The organism is Streptomyces sp. NPDC059917 (genome assembly GCF_042730635.1).
Classification (GTDB): domain Bacteria; phylum Actinomycetota; class Actinomycetes; order Streptomycetales; family Streptomycetaceae; genus Streptomyces.
This window is the reverse complement of record NZ_JBHWLC010000003.1, coordinates 69,130-87,328: the sequence shown is the minus strand read 5'-3', so window position 1 is coordinate 87,328 and position 18,199 is coordinate 69,130. Positions and strand designations below refer to the sequence as shown.

Genomic DNA, 18,199 nt, shown 5'->3' with positions numbered 1-18,199 from the left:
GAAACCCCCGGGAAACGGCCCCCGTCGGCGCGCCCGCGGGGGCCGCGGCCCCCTACCGCCGGGCCGGGCAGACCCGTTGGTAGGGCTCGTCCGGCAGGATCCGCGCCCACCGCGCGCTCCCGGTGTCACCCACCAGTCGGCACAACTCGGCCTTGCGCCGGGTGACGTCCGTGTTCCACAGCCGAACGGTCCCGTCGTTGCTGCTGCTCGCGAGCGTGCCCGGGAGGACCGGGTCGAAGACGACTCCCCAGACGGGGCCGGTGTGTCCGCTCAGCGTGGCCAGCTGACGGTCGCCCACGGGGTCCCACAGCTTCACCGTCTGATCGCTGCCGCTGCTCGCCAGGACCGCGCCGTCCGGGCTGAACGCCACCGCCCGCACCGAGCCGTTGTGGCCCGCGAGGGTGCCGGCCGCCGCCCGCCGCGCGATGTCCCACAGCCGCACCAGCCCGTCGTTGCCCCCGCTGGCCAGGGTCCGCCCGTCCGGTGCGAAGGCGATCCCGCGCACCGATCCGGTGTGCCCGCGCAGCACGGCGCGCTGCGGGTGCCCGGGATCCTTCGCGTCCCACAGGCGCACCGTCAGGTCGTCGCTGCCGGTGGCGAGGGTGCGGCCGTCCGGGCTGAAGGCGACGGCGTTGACGAAGTCCTGGTGGCCTTCGAGCACGGCGTCGCGCCGCCGGGACGCCACGTTCCACAGCGCGACCGTGCGGTCGGCGCTCGCCGACGCGAGTTCCCGGCCGTCGGGGGAGAAGGCGAGGGCGAACACGGAACCGACGTGGCCGGTGAGCTTCGCGTACGGCGCGCCCGTCGCCGCCTCCCACACCCGAACCGTCCGATCGGCCCCCGCGGAGGCGATGAACCGCCCGTCGGGGGAGAAGACGACGGCGAAGACGGAACCGTCCTGCCCGGTCAGGGTGGTGAGCAGCCGGCGCCGGGCGGTGTCCCAGATCCGCACGGTGCCGTCCGCCTCGGCGGCGGCCAGCAGCCGCCCGTCGGGGGAGAAGGCCGACTGCCACGACTCGGTGAACGGCCGCGCGGCCAGCGCGGTGCGGCCCGGGTCCCACAGGACCACGGACTGGTCGAAGCCGCCCGTGGCCAACTCCTGCCCGGGTCCGGCGGCGACGGCCTGCACGTAGTCGGTGTGGCCGGACAGGGTGGTGACCGTCTTGCGGGTGACCGGGTCCCACAGCTTCACCGTGCCGTCGCCGCTCGCGCTGATGACCGTGTCACCGCTGCGGGTGAAGGCCACCCCGTTGACGTCGTCGCCGTGCCCGGTGAGCACGGCGCGCACCGTGCCCGCCGGCAGGTCCCACAGCCGGACGGTCCGGTCGGCGCCGCCGGAGGCCAGCGTGCGCCCGTCCGGGCTGAACGCGACCCCGAGGACCTGGTCGGTGTGGTCGGCGAGGACCGCCGCCTGCCGCTCCCCGGCCACGCTCCACAGGCGTACGGTGCGGTCGGCCCCGGCCGAGGCGACCGTGGCGCCGTCGGGGCTGAAGGCCACGCCCATGACCGTGTCCTCGTGCCCGCCCAGCACGGCCCGGACGGTGCCCTCGGGCAGGTTCCACAGCCGGACGGTGCGGTCGAGGCCGCCGCTGGCCAGCGTCCGGCCGTCCGGGGCGAAGGCCACCGAACGCACCGCACCGCGGTGCCCCGTCAGCGTCGCGGTGATCCGGTGCGCGCCCGTGTCCCAGAGCCGCACCGTCCCGTCCGCGCTCGCCGTCGCCAGCCGCAGCCCGTCGGGGCTGAAGGCGACCGAGGTCACCGCTCCCGTGTGGCCCCGCAGCGTGGCCACCGGGGTGCGCGCGGCGACGTCCCACAAACGGACGGTGGTGTCCGAGCTGGCCGAGGCGACGAGCCTGCCGTCCGGGCTGAACGCGACGGAGTTGACCGGCCCTTCGTGCCCGGGGAGCCGACCGGCGAAGTACTGCGCCTGGGTGCTCAGCAGCGCGTCGCGCGCCTGCGGGGTCGGCGCGGTGCCGTACGCGCCCGCCGCGAGCAGCATCGAGGCCTCGGGCTGTCCCGCCGCGAGCAGCCCGGCCCGCACCGCCATCGCCTGGGACTGCGCGGTGCGCCGCTGGTCCACCGCCTGCGACCGCTGCTGTAGGGCCAGGGCCCCGGCGGTCAGGGCGACGGCGAGCAGCCCGGCCAGCGTGACCACCATGGCCCGGCGGACCCGGCTCTGGCGCGCCGCCGCCCGCTCGCGCCGGTCCTCCTCCGCCTCGCACGCGTCGACGAACTCCCGCTCCTCGGGCCCCAGCCCGGAGCGGTCGGCGGCCCGGTCCAGCCACTCCCGTACGCCCGCCAGTCGGGTCCCCCGGTAGAGCAGGCTCGGATCGCGCCCCCCGGCGGCCCACTCGGCCCCCGCCTCGGAGAGCTGCTGGCGCATCCGCAGCGAGGCCCGGTCCCGTTCGGTCCACTCGCGCAGCCGCGGCCAGGCGTGCAGCAGCGCCTCGTGGGTGATCTCCACGGTCGCGCCGCCCGCCGTCACGAGCCGGGCCTCGATGAAGGCGTCGAGGGCCCGGCCCCCGGCCGCGGGCTCGGGCAGCTGGCGCAGCAGGCGGCCGCGCTCCACCGGGCGGCGCGTCTGCGCCGCGCCCTCGGCGATGTGGACCAGCCGGACGAGGAGTTCGCGCGTCATCCGGCGCTCGGCCGGGTCGAGCAGGCCGAAGACGGACTCCGCGGTGCGGGCGACCGCTCCGTGGATGCCGCCCGTCATCTCGTACCCCGCGACCGTCAGGGTCGTACCGGCGCGCTGCTGCCAGGTGATGAGCAGGGCGTGGGCCAGCAGCGGCAGCGATCCGGCGTCGGCCGCGGAGCCGTCCCCGAGGTCGCGCAGCAGCAGTTCGACGAGGCCGCCCTCCAGGCTGAGCCCGGCCCGGGCGGCCGGTCCGGTGATCGCCTCGCGCAGCTGCGCGCCGGACATCGGTCCGAGGGCGAACAGCCCGTGCGTGAAGACCTCGACGAGCTCGGGGTGGTCCAGGCAGTGACCGCAGAAGTCCGCGCGGATCCCGATCACCACGGCGGTCGTGGCGGCGCCGGTGTCCACCGCGCCGCCCGCGCCGGGCCCGCGCGCCGGACCCGGCCCCGGGGCCCGGCCCGCCCCGCCGGTCGGGTCGTGCGGCGCGCGGGCCGCCCCGGGCGCCGCGGCCAGGGTGTGCAGCACCCGGACGAAGGAGCGGCGCTCCCGGTCGTCCTCGCAGAGCGTGAAGACCTCCTCGAACTGGTCGACGACGAGCACCAGTCCGCCCCGGCCGCGCGCGGCCGCCGCCGCCTCCAGCAGCACCTCCGGCCGCCCGGCCAACTCCTCGGGGGTGATCCCCGCGGCCGCGGCTCCCAGCACCTCGGCCGCGCAGCGCAGCAGTTCCTTCAGCGGGTGCGCGCCCGGCGTGCACAGCACCACCGGCCAGTCGCCCGCTCCCGTCACCGGCAGCACCCCGCGCCGCAGCGCGGGCAGCAGGCCCGCCCGCAGCAGCGAGGACTTCCCCGCCCCCGACGGGGCCACCACGGCCAGCGCCCCCTGCCCGATCCGCTCGGCCAGCCGGGCCGCCAGCTCCGCCGTGTCCCCGTCCCGGCCGAAGAACCACTGGGCGTCCTGGGGCCCGTACGCCGCGAGCCCCCGGTAGGGGCAGACCGCGGCCGATCCCGGCGGGAGCCCGCCCTCGTCCGCGCGGACCTCGTCCGTGCGCGCGGCGGCGCCCGCCGCCGGACGCTGGGCCGGGACCAGCCGGGCCAGCTCGCCGCCGGCGTCGAGCGCCTCGTCGCAGCGGCGGGCGAGGTCGGGGGTCGGCGGCTTGCCGCCGTTCTCGATCTTGCTCAGGTACCCCTTGCTGTAGTGGACGGAGCGGGCAAGAGCCGAGAGCGACATCTTGCGCAGCTGGCGCATGCGCCGCAGCTCCGCCGGGAATCCACCGGTCGTCCCATCATCGGTCGGCACGGGGCGTACTTTCCCGCAGGGGAGGGACGTACGCATAACGGGGAGGAGTTCCTCCGCTTGAGGGTCGGCCGACCGTCCGGCGGGCGGTTCCCCGCCCGCCTCGACGGCCTAGCCGTAGGGGTTGAACGGGATGGGGGGCTTGGCCGCGATGAGGGCGTCGCCGAAGCGGCCATCGGTGATCTTGATGGTGGCCGACCCGAAGTCCGCGTTCATCAGCTTGTCCCGCAGACCGGCCGGATAGCCGTTCCAGCCGACGAGGCGGGGGTAGAACCAGCCACCGGTGTGGTTCTCGGGCGGCTCGTCGTTGGTGTTGGCCAGCCGGAAGAAGTGGGTCGAGGCGCCGTCCTTGTGGTAGACGGCCTTGGGGTGCGTCCCGTCGAAGCGGACGGCGGAGCGGGGGTACCACTTCCAGCCGCTGTGCTGCGAAGTCGACACGTACTGGACCTGGTTGTCCTTGATCCACACCACCACGTGCTCGAAGTCGTGCCGGTGCCCGATGGCCGCCGGGCCGAGGGTGGCCTGGTCCTTCTCGAAGTAGCTCGCGTACATGACCGCGCACCAGCCGTTGTCGCACTTCTCGCGCGCGTACGTGTTGGAGTTCTGCAGCTGCGCGGCGTCCCGGCAGTGACCGTTCACGTCCCCGCCGAGCTTCAGTCCGGGGTTGAGCCGCCCGTCGCCGCTGATGGCCGCGGTCGCGTAACAGCCGTCCCGGTCGTAGTCGTACGCCGGGGAGAACGTCTGTTCCAGGCCGTCCGCGTTCTGCGGCAGCGAGGGCAGCACGTCGGCGGAGGCGAGGGCCGGCAGCGTCATCACGAGGGCCGCCGCGCCCAGTGCGGCGGTGGTCACGAACCGTCGTATCCCGCGACGGCGCCCGGGCGCCGTCGCGGAAGGGGGCAGTGTGCGCACATCAACTCCTCGACCTGTGTGGGGGTGCTGGCATTCTGCGGCCCCGCGGCGGCGAACACGAGGCCCGGCACCGGCAGTTCTCGCGATCCTCGATATCCGCGGTATGCCCGTCACGGAGCGTCCGTTCGGTGTTTACTTCCGTTGCGTCGACGCGGGCGACGCGACCAGCTGGGGGGCGGGGGCAATGGTGAGCACAACGACGGAGCCGGGCCACGCGCAGGGGACCGAGGCGTTCCTGCGGCACATGATCTGGCGATATCCACAACAGCGGCAGCCCGTCGTGGCGCTGCTCGGACCGCGCGGATCGGGCAAGTCCACCCTGCTGGGCCACCTGTCCCAGGGCTGCGGCTCGACGGTGGTGCACGCCCACCTCGACTTCAACGAGAATCCGGTGGACCCGGTGTCCGCCGCGACCCTGGCGGCCTTCCAGATGATGCGCGGCTGGGACACCCTGCGCCGCAGCCCCGTCTTCCACCGCTTCGCCCTCGGACTGCTCGCGCTCAACGAGAACCTGGAGACCGACCGCACCCGGGCCACCGACCAGATCAGGGGCCTGATCCAGGCCTACACGCGGGGCACCCGGCCGGGCCGCTTCGCCACCCGGGTCGAGGGCGCCGCGGTCACCACCATGGACGTCGTGGCCACCGGCGCACTCAGCCCGTTGGTCTCCGGGACCGGCAGCCAAGTGGTAGCCGCCGTCCGGGACCAGGCCCGACCCGTCATCGGCTCCCTGCTCCAGAGCGCGGCCCGCTGGGGCCTGCGCGACGCCCTGCGCTGGCACGTCAGCATCCCGGAGGCGGAGGACGCGGGCTACGTCGACGCCCTGATCCGGCTCAGCTCCGCGTCCCGCTCGGCCGCCGTGGCCCCGCTCCTCTCCGCCTTCCTCGCCGACGCCCAGGAACAGGCCGAACGCCACCCGGCCCTGCGGTCCACCTGCTCCTGCGAGGTGCCCGAGCACGAAGCGGCCCGCGGCCGCCACGACCACGCGTGGGTCCTCCTGGTGGACGGCGCGCAGACCGCCGCCGGACGCCGCTTCCTGGGCGCCCTCATCAACGCCCGCATCCGCAACCGGCAGACCGGACAGGGCGCTTCGGCCAAGCCCGACCCGCTGGTCGTGCTCGCCGCCTGCGACCAGTGGCAGCCCGAGTGGACCACCCGCTGGTGCGAGCCCTGGCGGACCACCCCGATCGCGGGCACCTCGCAGCGCCGCGTCCCGCTGCTCTCGCGCGCCGACCGCGCCCAGTGGGCCCGGGAGGACGACGCGGGCGCCGCCGCGGACCCGGACTCGGTGGCATCCCACTGGTACCCGGTGTGGCTCGACCCGATGACCGAGGAACAGGTCGGGTACGTCACGGGCGCCCCGGGACCGCTCGCGCCGCCGCTGGCCGCCTCCGCCGCCCACCGGCTCACCGGTGGTCACTGGGGCGCCGCCACCGCCGTGAAGGAACAGCGCGAGGGCGCGCTGCCGGACGGCGACGCCACCGCGGTCGAGAGATCCCTGCCCGCCGCCCTCGACCCGGGCGGCAGACCGCTGTGGTCGCGCGCCCTGGAGACCAGCCTGCCCGAGGGGCTCGCCGTGCCCGCCGCGCGCTGGACGCCGGTGCCCGCCGTCGTGCTGGCCGCGGCCTACCTCGCCGACGCGCGCACCGCCGACGACCCGTGGGTACCGGCCGAACTCACCGACCTCCCGCACAGCTTGGAGCTGCTCCGGCGCAACCTGTGGGTCAGCACGCACGCCCACGCGCCCTCCCGGATCCGCGAGGTCGGCTGGGGCCCGGCCGACCGGCCCCCGACCCTGCACCCGTGGCTGAGCCGCTGCGTCCTGACCGCGCTGTCCGCCGCGCCCGCCGAACCGCCGGCGGGCGGCCACGCGCCGCCCGTCGACCCCTGGGACGCGGTGTTCGTCCGCCAGGCCGAGGCGCTGGCGGCGATGTCGGCGGCCCGCGGCCGCTCGCCCGAGTCCGTCGAGGAACAACGCCTCTTCTACGAGCTGTGCCTGGGCCGGTTCGCCCCGGTGGCCGACGCGCTGGCCGCCCGCTTCGACCGCGACCACCGGGCGTGGGTGCGGCTGCTCGACTACCTGGCGTCGGCGCCCTGCCGGTTGGTCCACGAACGGTCCGCCCCGCAGGTGTACGCGCTCCTGCTCGCCGGGATCGAGGGGCGGGGGAGCGGCGTGGTGACGGTGGCCACGGCCAAGCTGCTGGCCCTGCTCTGGCTCTACAACGACCCGCTCACCGAACACAGCCACGGCTGGGACGCCCAGATCGAAGAGGGCTTCGAACGGCTGTCGCACAACTCCCGCTTATTGGACGTCAGCGCACTCCAGCAAGCTGGCGCGCTCTTCGCCTGACCCCTCCGGGCCCGCCGAGGGGCGGGCCCGGGCGCACCGCTAGGAGTGGTTCATGACCGTAGGTGTCCACAATCCCCGGTTCGGAGTGCTGCGCCGTCATCGGGTGCTGTCCCTGGCCGTCGCCCTCGTCGTCCTCGTCGGTCTGGTCTTCGGGGGGCGTTGGGTCTACGAGTACTTCAACCGGCCCGCCCTGAGGTGCGGGTCCGGGATGACCGCGGCCGGCTCGCCGCCTGCCTGCGTCGGGGTGAACCTGGAGAGCGCCCCCTTCACCAAGGCCGAACCGGAGCGCATGCGCAAGCTGGAGGAGTCGATCAAGACGGCCAACGCGGCCGTCAAGGGCCCCTCCACCAGCGTCGTGCTGATGCTCGACCTCTCGCCCGTCGCCGACGTGGACACCCTCACCTACGACTCGCTCTACCCCAACATCGAAGGGGCCATCGCCGCGGTCTGGCGGGCCAACAACACGGCCGCGTACGGCAGTACGCCCGGCGTGAAGCTCTACCTGGCCAACCTGGGCAGCCAGTACGGCGCCTGGAAGGAGACGGTGGCCCGCATCGAGAAGCACGCGGAGGCCGAACACATCTCCGCGGTCGTCGGCCTCGGCCAGAGCACCGAGGAGACCCGGCAGGCCGCCGCGACGATCTCCGCCAAGCTGCACATCCCCGTCATCGGCTCGACGGTGACCGGCAACTCGATGAACCTCGACCCCACCGACCCGGCGGGCAAGCGGCTGATCACGGACATGTTCCGGGTCTCGCCGACCAACACCGACTCGGTGATCGCCGCCAACCAGTACGTCGCCGGACTGCGCCCGGCCGTCGGTTCGCTCGCCGTGGTCGTCGACGGGGTCGTGGGCGACGACTACACGGCCACCCTCGGGGCCGAGGCGAAGGTCCGCCTCCAGGCGCCGAACCGCACCGTCACCGTCCTGCCGTACACCTCGCCCAAGAGCCTGCCCAGCGGCTCCGGCCGCAAGGCGTACCTGATCCAGCAGTTCAACCTGATGCACGCGAACCTCTGCCAGGCCCAGCCGTCGATCGTCTACTTCGCCGGGCGCGGCCGCGACCTCGGCGCCTTCGTGGAGAACTGGGTCCAGGGCTCGCCCTGCGGGATCACCCAGCTGCACATCCTCGCCGGGGACGACGCCTCCGAGGCCATCCACGACGAAGCGGTCCTCAAGGGGGTCGCCTCCGGCCGGGTCGCCGTGGCCTACACGGCGCTGGCCAGCCCGGACCAGTGGGGCACCGCGTGCCCCGGCTCGGACGCGAAGCACAACTACGACCAGTTCTGGGCGGCGTACACCGGACGGCCCGACCCGTGCACCGGCCAGCGCCTCACCACCCAGGGCGACGCGTCGGCCCTCGCCTTCGACCCGGCCGACCTCGCCAACGGCCAGGCGATGCTCACCCACGACGCCACGGTGGCCGCCATCAGCGCGGCCCGGCAGGACAGCGCGGGGCTGAAGAACCCGGGCCTGGAGACCGGGATCCTGCACCAGTTCTACTGCGCCCAGATGCTGCCGGGCGCCAGCGGCTGGCTGTCCTTCGGCAGCGACGGCAACCCCGTCGGCAAACCGGCCCCCATCGTGGAGATCCAGCCGGACGGGAAGACCAAGACGGTCTCGCTCACCTGGCCGAACTCCGCACCCAACCTGAGCCTGCCGCAACGCGGCGGCACCGGCGCCCCGGGCTGTTGAGGCCCGCCCCCGCCCCCCGACGCCCGCCCCGACCCGCCCGCCCCTCGCGGGCGGGTCGTCCTCCGGGCGCCGCCGGCCGCCCCGTGCGCGTCCCAAGGGCGCGCGCGGTCGGCGGGGGCTCCACCGAGCGGGGCCGAGCGTTCCGGATCTTGTGCGGCCGAACGTCTATCCCGGCCGGCCCGACCAGTGGGAGCCTGGGCGTGCCGCCGCTCAGCCAAGCGAGGGCGCGCAGGGTCCCTCCCCCCGGCCCGGTGCGCGTCGACCTCGTGCGCGGCCCTCCACCGACCTTCCACGCAGGGAGTCGCACCGCATGCAGATCCGCTCGACCGACCGTCCGCGCAAGCGAGGAGCCTGGGGGACCACCCTCGTCCTGGTCGCGGTCACGGCCCTCCTCGGGGGCGTCCCCGGCGCGGCCGGGGCGACGCCGCTCGCCGCCCCGCCGGTTCCCACACTGACCTGGGGGCCCTGCGCCGACCCGGGTGACGGCTTCGAGTGCGCGACCGCCCAGGTCCCGCTCGACTACCGCGATCCCACCGGACGCACCATCCCGATCGCGGTCACCCGGCACCTCGCCGCCGACCCGGCCCACCGCACGGGCGTCCTGCTGCTGCACCCCGGCGGCCCCGGCAATTCCGGCGTGGACTTCGCCCGCGACAGCTACGACGCGCTGCCCGCCGCGCTCCGGGACGGCTTCGACGTCGTTGGCTACGACATGCGCGGGGTCAAGCGCAGCGGCCAGATCGAGTGCTGGAACGACCAGGAGTACGCGGCCGCCGTCGACGCCGCGCGCGGCGTGCCCGGCCCGGGGGCCCTGCAACTCGCCGTCCGACAGGGCCGCGAGGTCGGCGCCGCCTGCGCGGCGCGCTCCGGCGACCTGCTGCCCTTCATCGGCACCGCCTCGAACGCCAAGGACATCGACCTGCTGCGCCAGGCCCTCGGCGAGCAGACGCTCACCTTCTACGGCCGGTCCTTCGGCAGCTACGTCGGCACCGTCTACGCCGCCCAGTTCCCCCGGCGCGTGCGCGCCATGGTCCTGGACGGCTCCTACGACCCGCGGCACTACGCGGACGTCCCGTACGCCTACGACGCGGGCCAGTTCGTCGCCCTGGACGCGGCGGTCGGCCGCTTCCTCGACTGGTGTTCGCAGAACCCCGCGGCCTGCGGCTTCGGCGACGGCAAGGCCCGGCAGGCCTTCGAGCAGCTCAAGCGGGACCTCGACGCCGACCCGGTCGTCACCGCGAGCGGACGCCCGGCCACCGGCTACACCCTCGCCTACCGGATGATGTTCAACATCAACTCGGGCAAGGAGATCTGGCCCGCCCTGGGCGAGAGCCTGCGGGCGGCGCAGGAGCACCGGACCACCTGGCTGCTGAACCCGCCCTCGCCCGGTTCCTTCGACTTCCTCAACGTCAACATGGCCGTCGAGTGCGCCGACCGCGTCTACCCGGGCAACCGGCTGCTCCTCGGCGCGATGGTCGGCGCCGAGTCCGCCACGACGCCGCTGTTGGGAACCCCCATCGGCCTGGGGCCGCCCACCTACGACCACAACCACGCGCCCACCTGCGCCCAGTGGCCGGCGGAGCGCGCGAGCCGCTTCGAGGGCTCCTACCGGGCCGCGGGTTCCGCGCCGATCCTGGTCCTCGGGAACACCGGGGACCCGGACACCCCGTACCAGGACGCCGTGGCCCTCGCGGGGACGCTGGAGAACGGACGGCTGGTCACCTTCGCCGCCGAGGGACACACCGCCTACAACCGGAGCGCGTGCGTCAGCGCGCTCGTCAACGACTACCTCGCCACCCTGGCCCTGCCCGCGCGGGGCACGGTCTGCGCGGACGAGGCGCCCGCGGTGTCGTCGGCCCGCCGCAGCGCGTACGCCGGCGTCGACGAGACGCGCGACGTGATTCCCACCCTGTCGCGCTGAACAGCTCCGAGGAGCGGGGCCGCGGTCGACCTCGGGTCGAGCGCGGCCCCGCTGCCGTGTCACGGCGGTGCGGACGGCCCCGTGGTGACGGTGGGGCAGGAGTGCGGGCGAGCCGCCCTCTTGAGAGGTATCGGTACTGGGTAGGGTGAACCGGACAACGGGTTCGGTGCGGTTCTGGGTGGGGTGGGGGACATGGGACGTCAGATGCGGGTGCCCGGTGGGATCCTGGCGGTAACGGTTCTGCTGGCCCTGGCCGGGTGCTCGCAGCCCGCGAGCGACCGGGCCGCGGGCGACGGCAAGCCGTCGGCGTCGGCGTCCGGCGCCAAGTCGCCCTCGCCGTCCGCGTCCAAGAAGGGCTCCGGCGGCGACGACGGCAAGCCGGTCACCGGCGACGTCCTGCCGGGCATGGTCACCGTGCAGGTGGCCCGCACCCAGTTGGCCGCGCTCAAGGTCGGTCCCGTCGGCTCGATGTCCGGGTACTCCCGGGACAAGTTCACGCACTGGATCGACCAGGGCAGCAAGTGCGACACGCGCGAGACCGTCATCAAGCGCGACGGCAAGGACGTCACCGTGAACGCGGACTGCAAGGCCGCGTCCGGCACCTGGCGCAGCCTCTACGACGGGGTCACGGTCACCGACGCGGGGAAGCTGGACATCGACCACATGGTGCCCCTCGCCGCGGCGTGGCGCTCCGGCGCCGCCGCCTGGGACGCGCAGCGCCGCAAGGAGTTCGCCAACGATCTCGTCCGCCCGCAGCTGATCGCGGTGAGCGCGTCCGCCAACCGGTCCAAGGGCGACCAGACCCCGGACAGCTGGCAGCCCACCGACAAGAGCGCCTGGTGCCAGTACGGCAGGGCCTGGACCACCGTCAAGTCGGCGTACGGCCTGACGGTGACGGAAGCGGAGAAGCAGATGCTGACGACGATGCTGGACACCTGCGCCTCATGAGCGACGACCGGGCGGGCGCCGCCGAGCAGTGGGTGGACGAGGTCGTCGCGGGACCCGGCGGAGCGATGACCGACGAGGTCGGGGTCGTCACCGGGGACCTGACCCTGCGCACCACCGCCCGGTCGGGCGGTGGTGCGCTGGTGGAGATCCAGTACACCGGCGCGGAGGAGTGGTACCGGCTCACCTCCGGGCCGCACCGGCTCGAAGCCACTCCCCACGCCGTGCACCGCGCGGCCCTCGCCCTGGTCCGGGCCGGATACCGGGCCCAGGAGCAGGCCGACGGCTGACCGCTTCGGCGGCGGTCGTCAGCGCTGGTCGTCAGCGGTAGTCGTCAGCGGTAGTCGTCGGGGTGGCCCTGCATCCAGGTGTTGATCTTGTCCCGGGTGCCGAGCAGCACGCCCTGGTGCTCCTTGAGGTTGTCGAAGGACCGGTCCCCGGCGAGTTCCGCGTCGAGCTTCGCGACCAGGGCGATGGGCTCGGGGAAGTGGCCCGGCCCCTTCGGGTCCGCCTTCATGGACCTGTCCAGCTGGTGCAGTTCGTCGTACACCCGGCCCAGGAAGAAGGCGCACTCGCCCGGCGTGCAGGAGCCCCCGAGGGTCGCCTGGAGCCCGGCGAAGGCGTCGCGGACCTTCACCGGGGGCGCGGCCGCCGGGTCGACCGCCGCTGCCGACGGGGCCGGTGCGCCGGCCGACGGCGAGCCCCCGGTCGTGGCTTCGGCGGCGGCACCCGTGCCGGGGCTCGTGGCCGGGCTCGTGGCGCCGGTGGTGGCCGAGCCCGCGGTGGTGGGCGCGGTCGGCCCGGCCTGCTGGGAGCCCGGGCCGCAGGAAACGGTGAGTGCCGCCAGGGCCGCGACGACGATCGCCGCGCCCCGCGCTGTGGACGTGAACATGTTCTTCCCCCGTGTTCGTGGATCACCCGACCCTACAGAACCGCCCGGCCGGTGCTCGGACCGCCCGGACCGCCCGGACCGCCACGCGAACGGCGGGAGTTCCCTAGGCTGGCGCGGTGACTGAGGCGAGCGGTGTGCTGATCGGGGGCCGGTACCGGCCCCTGGAGCTGGTCGGCCAGGGCGGCATGGGCCGCGTGTGGCGGGGGACGGACGAGGTGCTCGGCCGGGAAGTGGCCCTCAAGGAGGTGACGTTCGCGCCGGGCACCACCGCCGATCAGCGGGAGGTCCTGCTCCGGCGGGTGGTGCGCGAGGCCCGCTCGGCGGCGCGGCTGGGCCACCCCGGGATCATCACCGTCCACGACGTGGTCGAGCACGAGGGCGCGCCCGTGATCGTCATGGAGTACGTGCGCGGCACCTCCCTCGCCGCGGCCATCGCGCGCGACGGCGCACTGCCCGTCCAGCGGGTCGCGGAGATCGGCGCGGCGATGCTGAAGGCACTGGGGCGCGCCCACGCGTCGGGCGTCGTCCACCGGGACGTCAAACCGGACAACGTCCTGCTCGCGGAGGACCGGGTGGTCCTCACCGATTTCGGCATCGCGCACACGGCGGACGCGACCACGGCGCTCACCCGCACCGGTGCGCTCATCGGCACCCCGGCCTACATGGCCCCCGAGCAGCTGACGGGCCGGTCGCCCGAACCCGCGACCGACCTGTGGGCACTGGGCGCGACCCTCTACTGCGCCGTCGAGGGCGTACCCCCCTTCGGCGCGCCCAGCTTCACCGCGCTGTGCATCGCCGTCGCCACCGAGGAACCCCGGCCGACGCGGCGCGCGGGCGCGCTCGCCCCGCTGCTGGTGGCGCTGCTGACGAAGGACCCGCGACACCGGATCGGCGCCGCGCAGGCACTGGCCGCGCTGGAGGAGCTGGCGCGGGCGCGGCCGATCCCCGCCCCGGCGGGTCCCCCGCACCACGACGCGGCCCCGCACCACGACGCGACCCCGCACCGGCTCGGACCCGTACCGGGAGCCCCGCCCGCACACGCCCCGGGCCCCGGTCCCGTCCCCCCGCGCCCCACCGTGCTCGACCCCGCGCCCCCGGACCCCACCCGGCCCACCGCCCGTACCGCCCCACCGTCCCCGGCCACCGCGCGCCTGCTGCGCCTCGTCGGCTGCTACGCGCTGCTGTGGGTCACCGGCGTGGCCCTGCCCTGGAACGACCTGGGGGAGGTGGTGCGCCGGGGGCACGTGACGGCGGCCGTCACCGTGACCCTCGTCCTCTGTCTGCCGCACGCCCTGCCCAGGCCGCGCTGGAGCCCCGCGGTCTGCTGGGCCGTCGTCATCGTCGCCGACGTGGTGCTGTACTTCCTCACGCTGGAGCTGCTGCGGCGGCTGCTGGGCTGGTGGGAGATCGGCTTCGCCACGCGTCCCCTGATGATGCTGGCCAACGTCCTGATCCTGGGCACCGGAGCCTGGCTGCTCTGGTGGAAGGTGCCCGGCAGTCGTCCCGCGTGAGCGCAGGGTGACGCCGGTCAGAGCGCCGTACCCCTGATGCGCCTCTATTCTGGTCAGTGTGATCGAGTCCGGACGGCCGCGGCTCCCCAGGCGCCCCGACCCGGGAAGCCTCGTGCGTCTGTCGCCGGTCGTCCTGACCGTCGTCATCGCCAGTCTGGCCTATGCCACACCGCCCGAGATGGCGTTCAGCCGACTCCTGCCCGCGGCGCCGGCCCTCGCCGCCGCCATGTGGCCGGTCCTGCCGACCGTGCTGCTCGGGACGGTCTGCCTCCTGCTGATGATCGGCCTCGGCCTCGTCTTCCCCGACCTGGGCACGTGGTGGACGGCCGCGGGGATCATCGCGGTGACCGTCGCCGCCGCGTACGGGAGCCACGCCCGGCTGCAGCGCGAGCGCACGCTCTTCCAGCTGCGGCTCGTCGCCGATGCGGCGCAGCAGGTGGTGCTGAGCCCGCTGCCGCGCCGCATCGGCGACATCGAGATCGAGTCGCTGTACCTCGCGGCCGCGGCGGAGGCGCGCATCGGCGGGGACTTCTACGAGGTCGTGGACACGAAGTACGGGGTCAGGCTGCTCATCGGTGACGTCCGGGGGAAGGGCCTGCCGGCCGTCGGAGCGGCCGCCGCGATCGTCAACGCCTTCCGGGAGGCGGCGTACGACGAGGACGACATGGTCGCCGTCGCCCGCAGGCTGGACGCCAGCAGCACCCGGTACAACGCGGCCTTTCCCCCCGAAGGCGCCATGGAGCGCTTCGCCACGGCGCTGCTCGCCGAGATCCCGCACGGGGGCGGGCGCGTGAACGTCCTCAACTGCGGCCACCCTCCACCGCTGCTCCTGAACGGCGCCAGGCTGCACGTCCTCGAAACGGCGACGCCATCGCCGTTGCTGAGCCTCGCGGAGCTGATCGGCGACCACTACACCGTCGACACCTTCGATCTCGCCCCCGACGACCTGCTGCTCCTCTACACCGACGGGATCGCGGAGGCGCGCGCCCGCGACGGCGAGTTCTTCCCGCTGGCGACCTGGATGCGGCGGCAGTCCGGGACGCCGCCCCGCGAACTCCTCACCGCCCTCCACCGCGATCTCCTGCGCTACAGCAGGGGGCGGCTGGACGACGACATCGCCGCCCTCGCCGTCCGCCTGCGCGCGGCCTGAGACGTCTGCCCGGAGCGCGAGCGGTACGACGCCTCGCGCCGGGTCAGCCGCCCTGGCCGGCGCTGCCGATCGGGCCGACCTTGACCGAGGAGCCGCTGCCGTCCGTGACGGGCAGGGTGGCCGCGCCCGGCCAGGCGAGGGTGACCGACTTCGTCTCGTCCGGCGGGGTGACGACCAGGCCGGTGATGCGGACACCGGAACCGCCCGACGTGTTGAGCGGGTAGGTGACGCCGAAGGAGACCGCCGCGCCCTTCTTCAGGGTGGTCGGGCCGGGATGCTGGTCGGTACGCTTCGCGGAGATCGATCCCGCGCTGGTCTTGAGATCGACCCCGGCGTACTCGGCGAGCGTGCAGTCCCGGCCGCCGCGGTTCTTGAACTGCACCGCGACCGTACCGTCGGTGTCGCCGCCGATGGTGGCGTCGATCGCCGTGATCTCCAGGTCGGCGGTGCGGCACTTGGCGGAGCCGGACGCGCCGCCCTTGTCGGAGCCGGTCCCGGCCGCCGTGCCCTTGCCGCCCGCGACCGCCGGGGAGCCCTTGCCGGCGCTCTGGTCGGCGCCGCCCGTGGTCGAAGGCGCGGACGGGGACGCGGTGGACGCGGACGACGGGCCGCCACCCGCCGCGGCGTCGTCGCCGTTCTGGCACGCCGTCAGCGAGAGACCGGCGGCGACGGCCAGGGCGGCGAAGGTGATCTTGTGGACGCGCATCGTTTTTCCTCGGAATCGGTTGGTGGCCGGGGCGGCTCGGGCCCGAACGGGCCAGTGGGAGCGGGTACTTCTGCCCCGGAGGACCCGTCCGCCCGCCGATCCGTTCCGTCCGCCCCCGCCTCATTACCTTCCTGTTACACACATGCCCGGACCACACATGCCCGGGCGGCGTCCACACGAGCGTGCTTGCCTCCGTTCCCCGGTCCTCCGGATGGATCCTCGTCGGCGGCCCCGCCTTCTGGAGATCATCCAGAAGCTCCGCGAGTGCCCGGGTCGCCGGGGATCAGGGTCGCTACCCCATCGAGGATGCGTTCCAGGCCGAAGTCCAACGGGTTCCCGCCTTGCGGGGCGAAGCCGCCTGCCGCGACCACCGCCGTCAGGGCGGGAAAGCGCTCCTTCTGTCGCTCCAGGACCGTGGCCGTCAGGTGGGCCCACTCCTCGTTCGCCGCCTCGTCGTCATCGACGTACTGATGGGCGACATTGCGAACATGGCCGACGAGCAGCAGGAACGTGTCGTGTTGCTGGGCGGCCGACAGCCCCGTCGCGGCCAGCGCGGCCAAGGCCGCGTCCAGCCAGCCGAGTTGATGGGGGCCCATGATCTGGCGGCGCATGCCCGTCGCTGCCAGGATCCACGGGTGGCGGTGGTACGTCGCCAGGCACTGCCGGGCCCACTCGGTCAGCTGCGGGCGCCAGCCGCCGGGGAGGTTGGCGACCGCGGTCGGGGGGCCGATCGCAAGGTCGACCATCAGGTCGAGGAGCTCCGTCTTACCGGGAACGTACCGGTAGAGCGCCATCGCGGTGACGCCGAATTCCTTGGCCACCCGAGCGAGCGAGACCGCCTGCAGGCCCTCCGCGTCGGCGATCGCGATGGCCGCCTCTGCGATGCGGCCCGCGGTGAGCGAAGGCTTCGGGCCCCGGCTCGGCGGCTCCTGCTCACCCCACAGCAGCGCGAAGCTCTCCTTCACACCGGCCTGCTTCCCGACCTTCTTCGTGGCCACTTCCGCCTCCTCTGCTGCACCCCGTTGACACCTCACCCTAACTGTTTATACCGTATAGCCAACCGCTTACGGCATATACAGTTCTGCTCCAGGGAGTCATCGTGATCGCCACCATCGCCGCCACGTCCGCAGCTGTCCTCCTCGCCGCACCCGCGGTCGGCGCCCTCGGCCACCGCGCCATCAAGCGTTCCCGCAACGCCTCACTGATGAAGATCGACACTCCGAACGGCATCGACGAGCAGGGCTTCGTCAGCATCGGCGGCATCGACCAGTGGATTTCGGTCCGCGGCGAGGATCTGGCCAACCCGGTGGTTCTGGAACTGCACGGCGGCCCCGGGGCCTCGACCGCGATCTTCGGACCCCGCACCAGATCCTGGGAGAAGCACTTCACGATCGTCCGCTGGGACATGCGCGGCGCCCTCAAGACCCTCGGCCGCAGCGGTCCGGAAGGCCAGGGGGAACTGACCTTCGATCGGATCTACGCGGACGCGATCGAGGTCACCGACCACGTACGCGTGCGCCTGGGCGCCGAGAAGATCGTCCTGCTCGGCCAGTCCTACGGAAGCGCCTTCGGCCTGCGGCTCGCCCGGGAGTTCCCCGAACGCTACTCCGCGTACGTCGGCACCGACCAGAACATCCACGACGCCGGCCGTGACGACTCCGTGCACCAGGCCCTGCTCACCCGGCTGCGTACGACCGGAAAGCGCAAGGAGCTGGCGGCGGTCGAGGCGCTCGACCCCGACGAGCGGCAGTGGACCGCCCGTCAGCGCGCCATGCACGCCAAGCTGGTGGCCACCAGCGACCCGCTGACGCTGGACACGATGAAGAAGGTCGTCATGGGGTCCCTGTGGTTCTCGCCGCTGCACTCGCTGCGCGAGCTGGGGCGCTTCGTCAAGGGGATGGCCATCTCGGAGCAGATCACTGAGGCCACCACCGGCTTCGACGACTGGGCCGAGGGCACGAAGTTCGAGCTTCCCCTCTTCATCTTCCAGGGAGACAAGGACGTCCTCACGCCGCCGGAGCTCGCCCGCCGCTTCTTCGACGACGTCCAGGCGCCGGTCAAGGGCTTCGCGCTGATCGAGGACTGCAGCCATTTCGCGGCGTTCCGGCGGCCGGAGCGGTTCCTGGAACTCCTGCTGACCCGTGTGCGGCCCGTGGTCGCCGCGGAGCCGGCAGGTACAGCGGGCATCTGA

General features: G+C 73.9%; 13 protein-coding genes. 8 read left to right on the top strand and 5 right to left on the bottom strand.

Features of this window, described 5'->3' with window-relative positions:
- Nucleotides 1-52: 52 nt before the first annotated feature.
- Complete coding sequence (locus tag ACFWAR_RS02615) at nt 53-3,931, bottom strand: helix-turn-helix domain-containing protein (protein WP_385772444.1); 3,879 nt, start codon at nt 3,929-3,931, stop codon at nt 53-55.
- 108 nt (nt 3,932-4,039) lie between these two features.
- Entirely contained in the window at nt 4,040-4,741 is a 702-nt protein-coding gene (locus tag ACFWAR_RS02610) for an NPP1 family protein (protein ID WP_385772578.1), read from the bottom strand.
- Between the two features lie 283 nt (nt 4,742-5,024).
- Here ACFWAR_RS02610 and ACFWAR_RS02605 point away from each other — a divergent pair, with 283 nt between their 5' ends.
- From ACFWAR_RS02605 to ACFWAR_RS02585, 5 genes are all read left to right on the top strand, one after another.
- The gene (locus ACFWAR_RS02605) at nt 5,025-7,187 is read left to right on the top strand and encodes a hypothetical protein (RefSeq protein WP_385772443.1); all 2,163 of its coding nucleotides are present in this window, start codon (nt 5,025-5,027) and stop codon (nt 7,185-7,187) included.
- Between the two features lie 52 nt (nt 7,188-7,239).
- Entirely contained in the window at nt 7,240-8,883 is a 1,644-nt protein-coding gene (locus ACFWAR_RS02600) for a hypothetical protein (protein WP_385772442.1), read from the top strand.
- A 310-nt stretch (nt 8,884-9,193) separates the two neighbouring features.
- A complete protein-coding gene (locus ACFWAR_RS02595) occupies nt 9,194-10,804 on the top strand; it encodes an alpha/beta hydrolase (protein WP_385772441.1) in 1,611 nt (536 codons plus the stop codon).
- A gap of 192 nt (nt 10,805-10,996) precedes the next feature.
- The gene (locus ACFWAR_RS02590) at nt 10,997-11,752 is read left to right on the top strand and encodes a DUF1524 domain-containing protein (protein ID WP_385772440.1); all 756 of its coding nucleotides are present in this window, start codon (nt 10,997-10,999) and stop codon (nt 11,750-11,752) included.
- A complete protein-coding gene (locus tag ACFWAR_RS02585) occupies nt 11,749-12,039 on the top strand; it encodes a hypothetical protein (RefSeq protein WP_385772439.1) in 291 nt (96 codons plus the stop codon). The genes ACFWAR_RS02590 and ACFWAR_RS02585 overlap by 4 nt, the downstream gene beginning before the upstream one ends.
- Before the next feature lie 44 nt (nt 12,040-12,083).
- On the opposite strand, the gene ACFWAR_RS02580 is transcribed toward ACFWAR_RS02585, so the two are convergent.
- The gene (locus tag ACFWAR_RS02580; protein ID WP_385772438.1) at nt 12,084-12,641 is read right to left on the bottom strand and encodes a hypothetical protein; all 558 of its coding nucleotides are present in this window, start codon (nt 12,639-12,641) and stop codon (nt 12,084-12,086) included.
- 116 nt (nt 12,642-12,757) lie between these two features.
- Between ACFWAR_RS02580 and ACFWAR_RS02575 the strand changes: the two genes are divergently transcribed.
- Both ACFWAR_RS02575 and ACFWAR_RS02570 read left to right on the top strand, forming a co-directional pair.
- Nucleotides 12,758-14,152: a serine/threonine-protein kinase gene (locus ACFWAR_RS02575; protein ID WP_385772437.1), complete on the top strand. Its 1,395-nt coding sequence runs from the start codon at nt 12,758-12,760 to the stop codon at nt 14,150-14,152.
- Nucleotides 14,153-14,264: 112 nt separating this feature from the next.
- On the top strand, nt 14,265-15,302 hold the full coding sequence (locus ACFWAR_RS02570) for a PP2C family protein-serine/threonine phosphatase (protein ID WP_385772436.1): 1,038 nt from the start codon (nt 14,265-14,267) through the stop codon (nt 15,300-15,302).
- A gap of 43 nt (nt 15,303-15,345) precedes the next feature.
- Here the strand turns inward: ACFWAR_RS02570 and ACFWAR_RS02565 are convergent, their stop codons facing one another.
- Together ACFWAR_RS02565 and ACFWAR_RS02560 are read right to left on the bottom strand one after the other, a co-directional pair.
- The gene (locus tag ACFWAR_RS02565) at nt 15,346-16,008 is read right to left on the bottom strand and encodes a DUF4232 domain-containing protein (protein ID WP_385772435.1); all 663 of its coding nucleotides are present in this window, start codon (nt 16,006-16,008) and stop codon (nt 15,346-15,348) included.
- A gap of 245 nt (nt 16,009-16,253) precedes the next feature.
- Complete coding sequence (locus ACFWAR_RS02560; protein WP_385772434.1) at nt 16,254-17,006, bottom strand: TetR/AcrR family transcriptional regulator; 753 nt, start codon at nt 17,004-17,006, stop codon at nt 16,254-16,256.
- A gap of 101 nt (nt 17,007-17,107) precedes the next feature.
- Between ACFWAR_RS02560 and ACFWAR_RS02555 the strand changes: the two genes are divergently transcribed.
- Complete coding sequence (locus ACFWAR_RS02555; protein ID WP_385772433.1) at nt 17,108-18,199, top strand: alpha/beta fold hydrolase; 1,092 nt, start codon at nt 17,108-17,110, stop codon at nt 18,197-18,199.

What these genes read in the sequence shown, in the direction of transcription:
- ACFWAR_RS02610 (WP_385772578.1), bottom strand. Translation starts at nt 4,741, where the DNA reads ATGACGCTGCCGGCCCTCGCCTCCGCCGACGTGCTGCCCTCGCTGCCG.
- ACFWAR_RS02600 (WP_385772442.1), top strand. Translation starts at nt 7,240, where the DNA reads ATGACCGTAGGTGTCCACAATCCCCGGTTCGGAGTGCTGCGCCGTCAT.
- ACFWAR_RS02595 (WP_385772441.1), top strand. Translation starts at nt 9,194, where the DNA reads ATGCAGATCCGCTCGACCGACCGTCCGCGCAAGCGAGGAGCCTGGGGG.
- ACFWAR_RS02590 (WP_385772440.1), top strand. Translation starts at nt 10,997, where the DNA reads ATGGGACGTCAGATGCGGGTGCCCGGTGGGATCCTGGCGGTAACGGTT.
- ACFWAR_RS02585 (WP_385772439.1), top strand. Translation starts at nt 11,749, where the DNA reads ATGAGCGACGACCGGGCGGGCGCCGCCGAGCAGTGGGTGGACGAGGTC.
- ACFWAR_RS02580 (WP_385772438.1), bottom strand. Translation starts at nt 12,641, where the DNA reads ATGTTCACGTCCACAGCGCGGGGCGCGGCGATCGTCGTCGCGGCCCTG.
- ACFWAR_RS02565 (WP_385772435.1), bottom strand. Translation starts at nt 16,008, where the DNA reads ATGCGCGTCCACAAGATCACCTTCGCCGCCCTGGCCGTCGCCGCCGGT.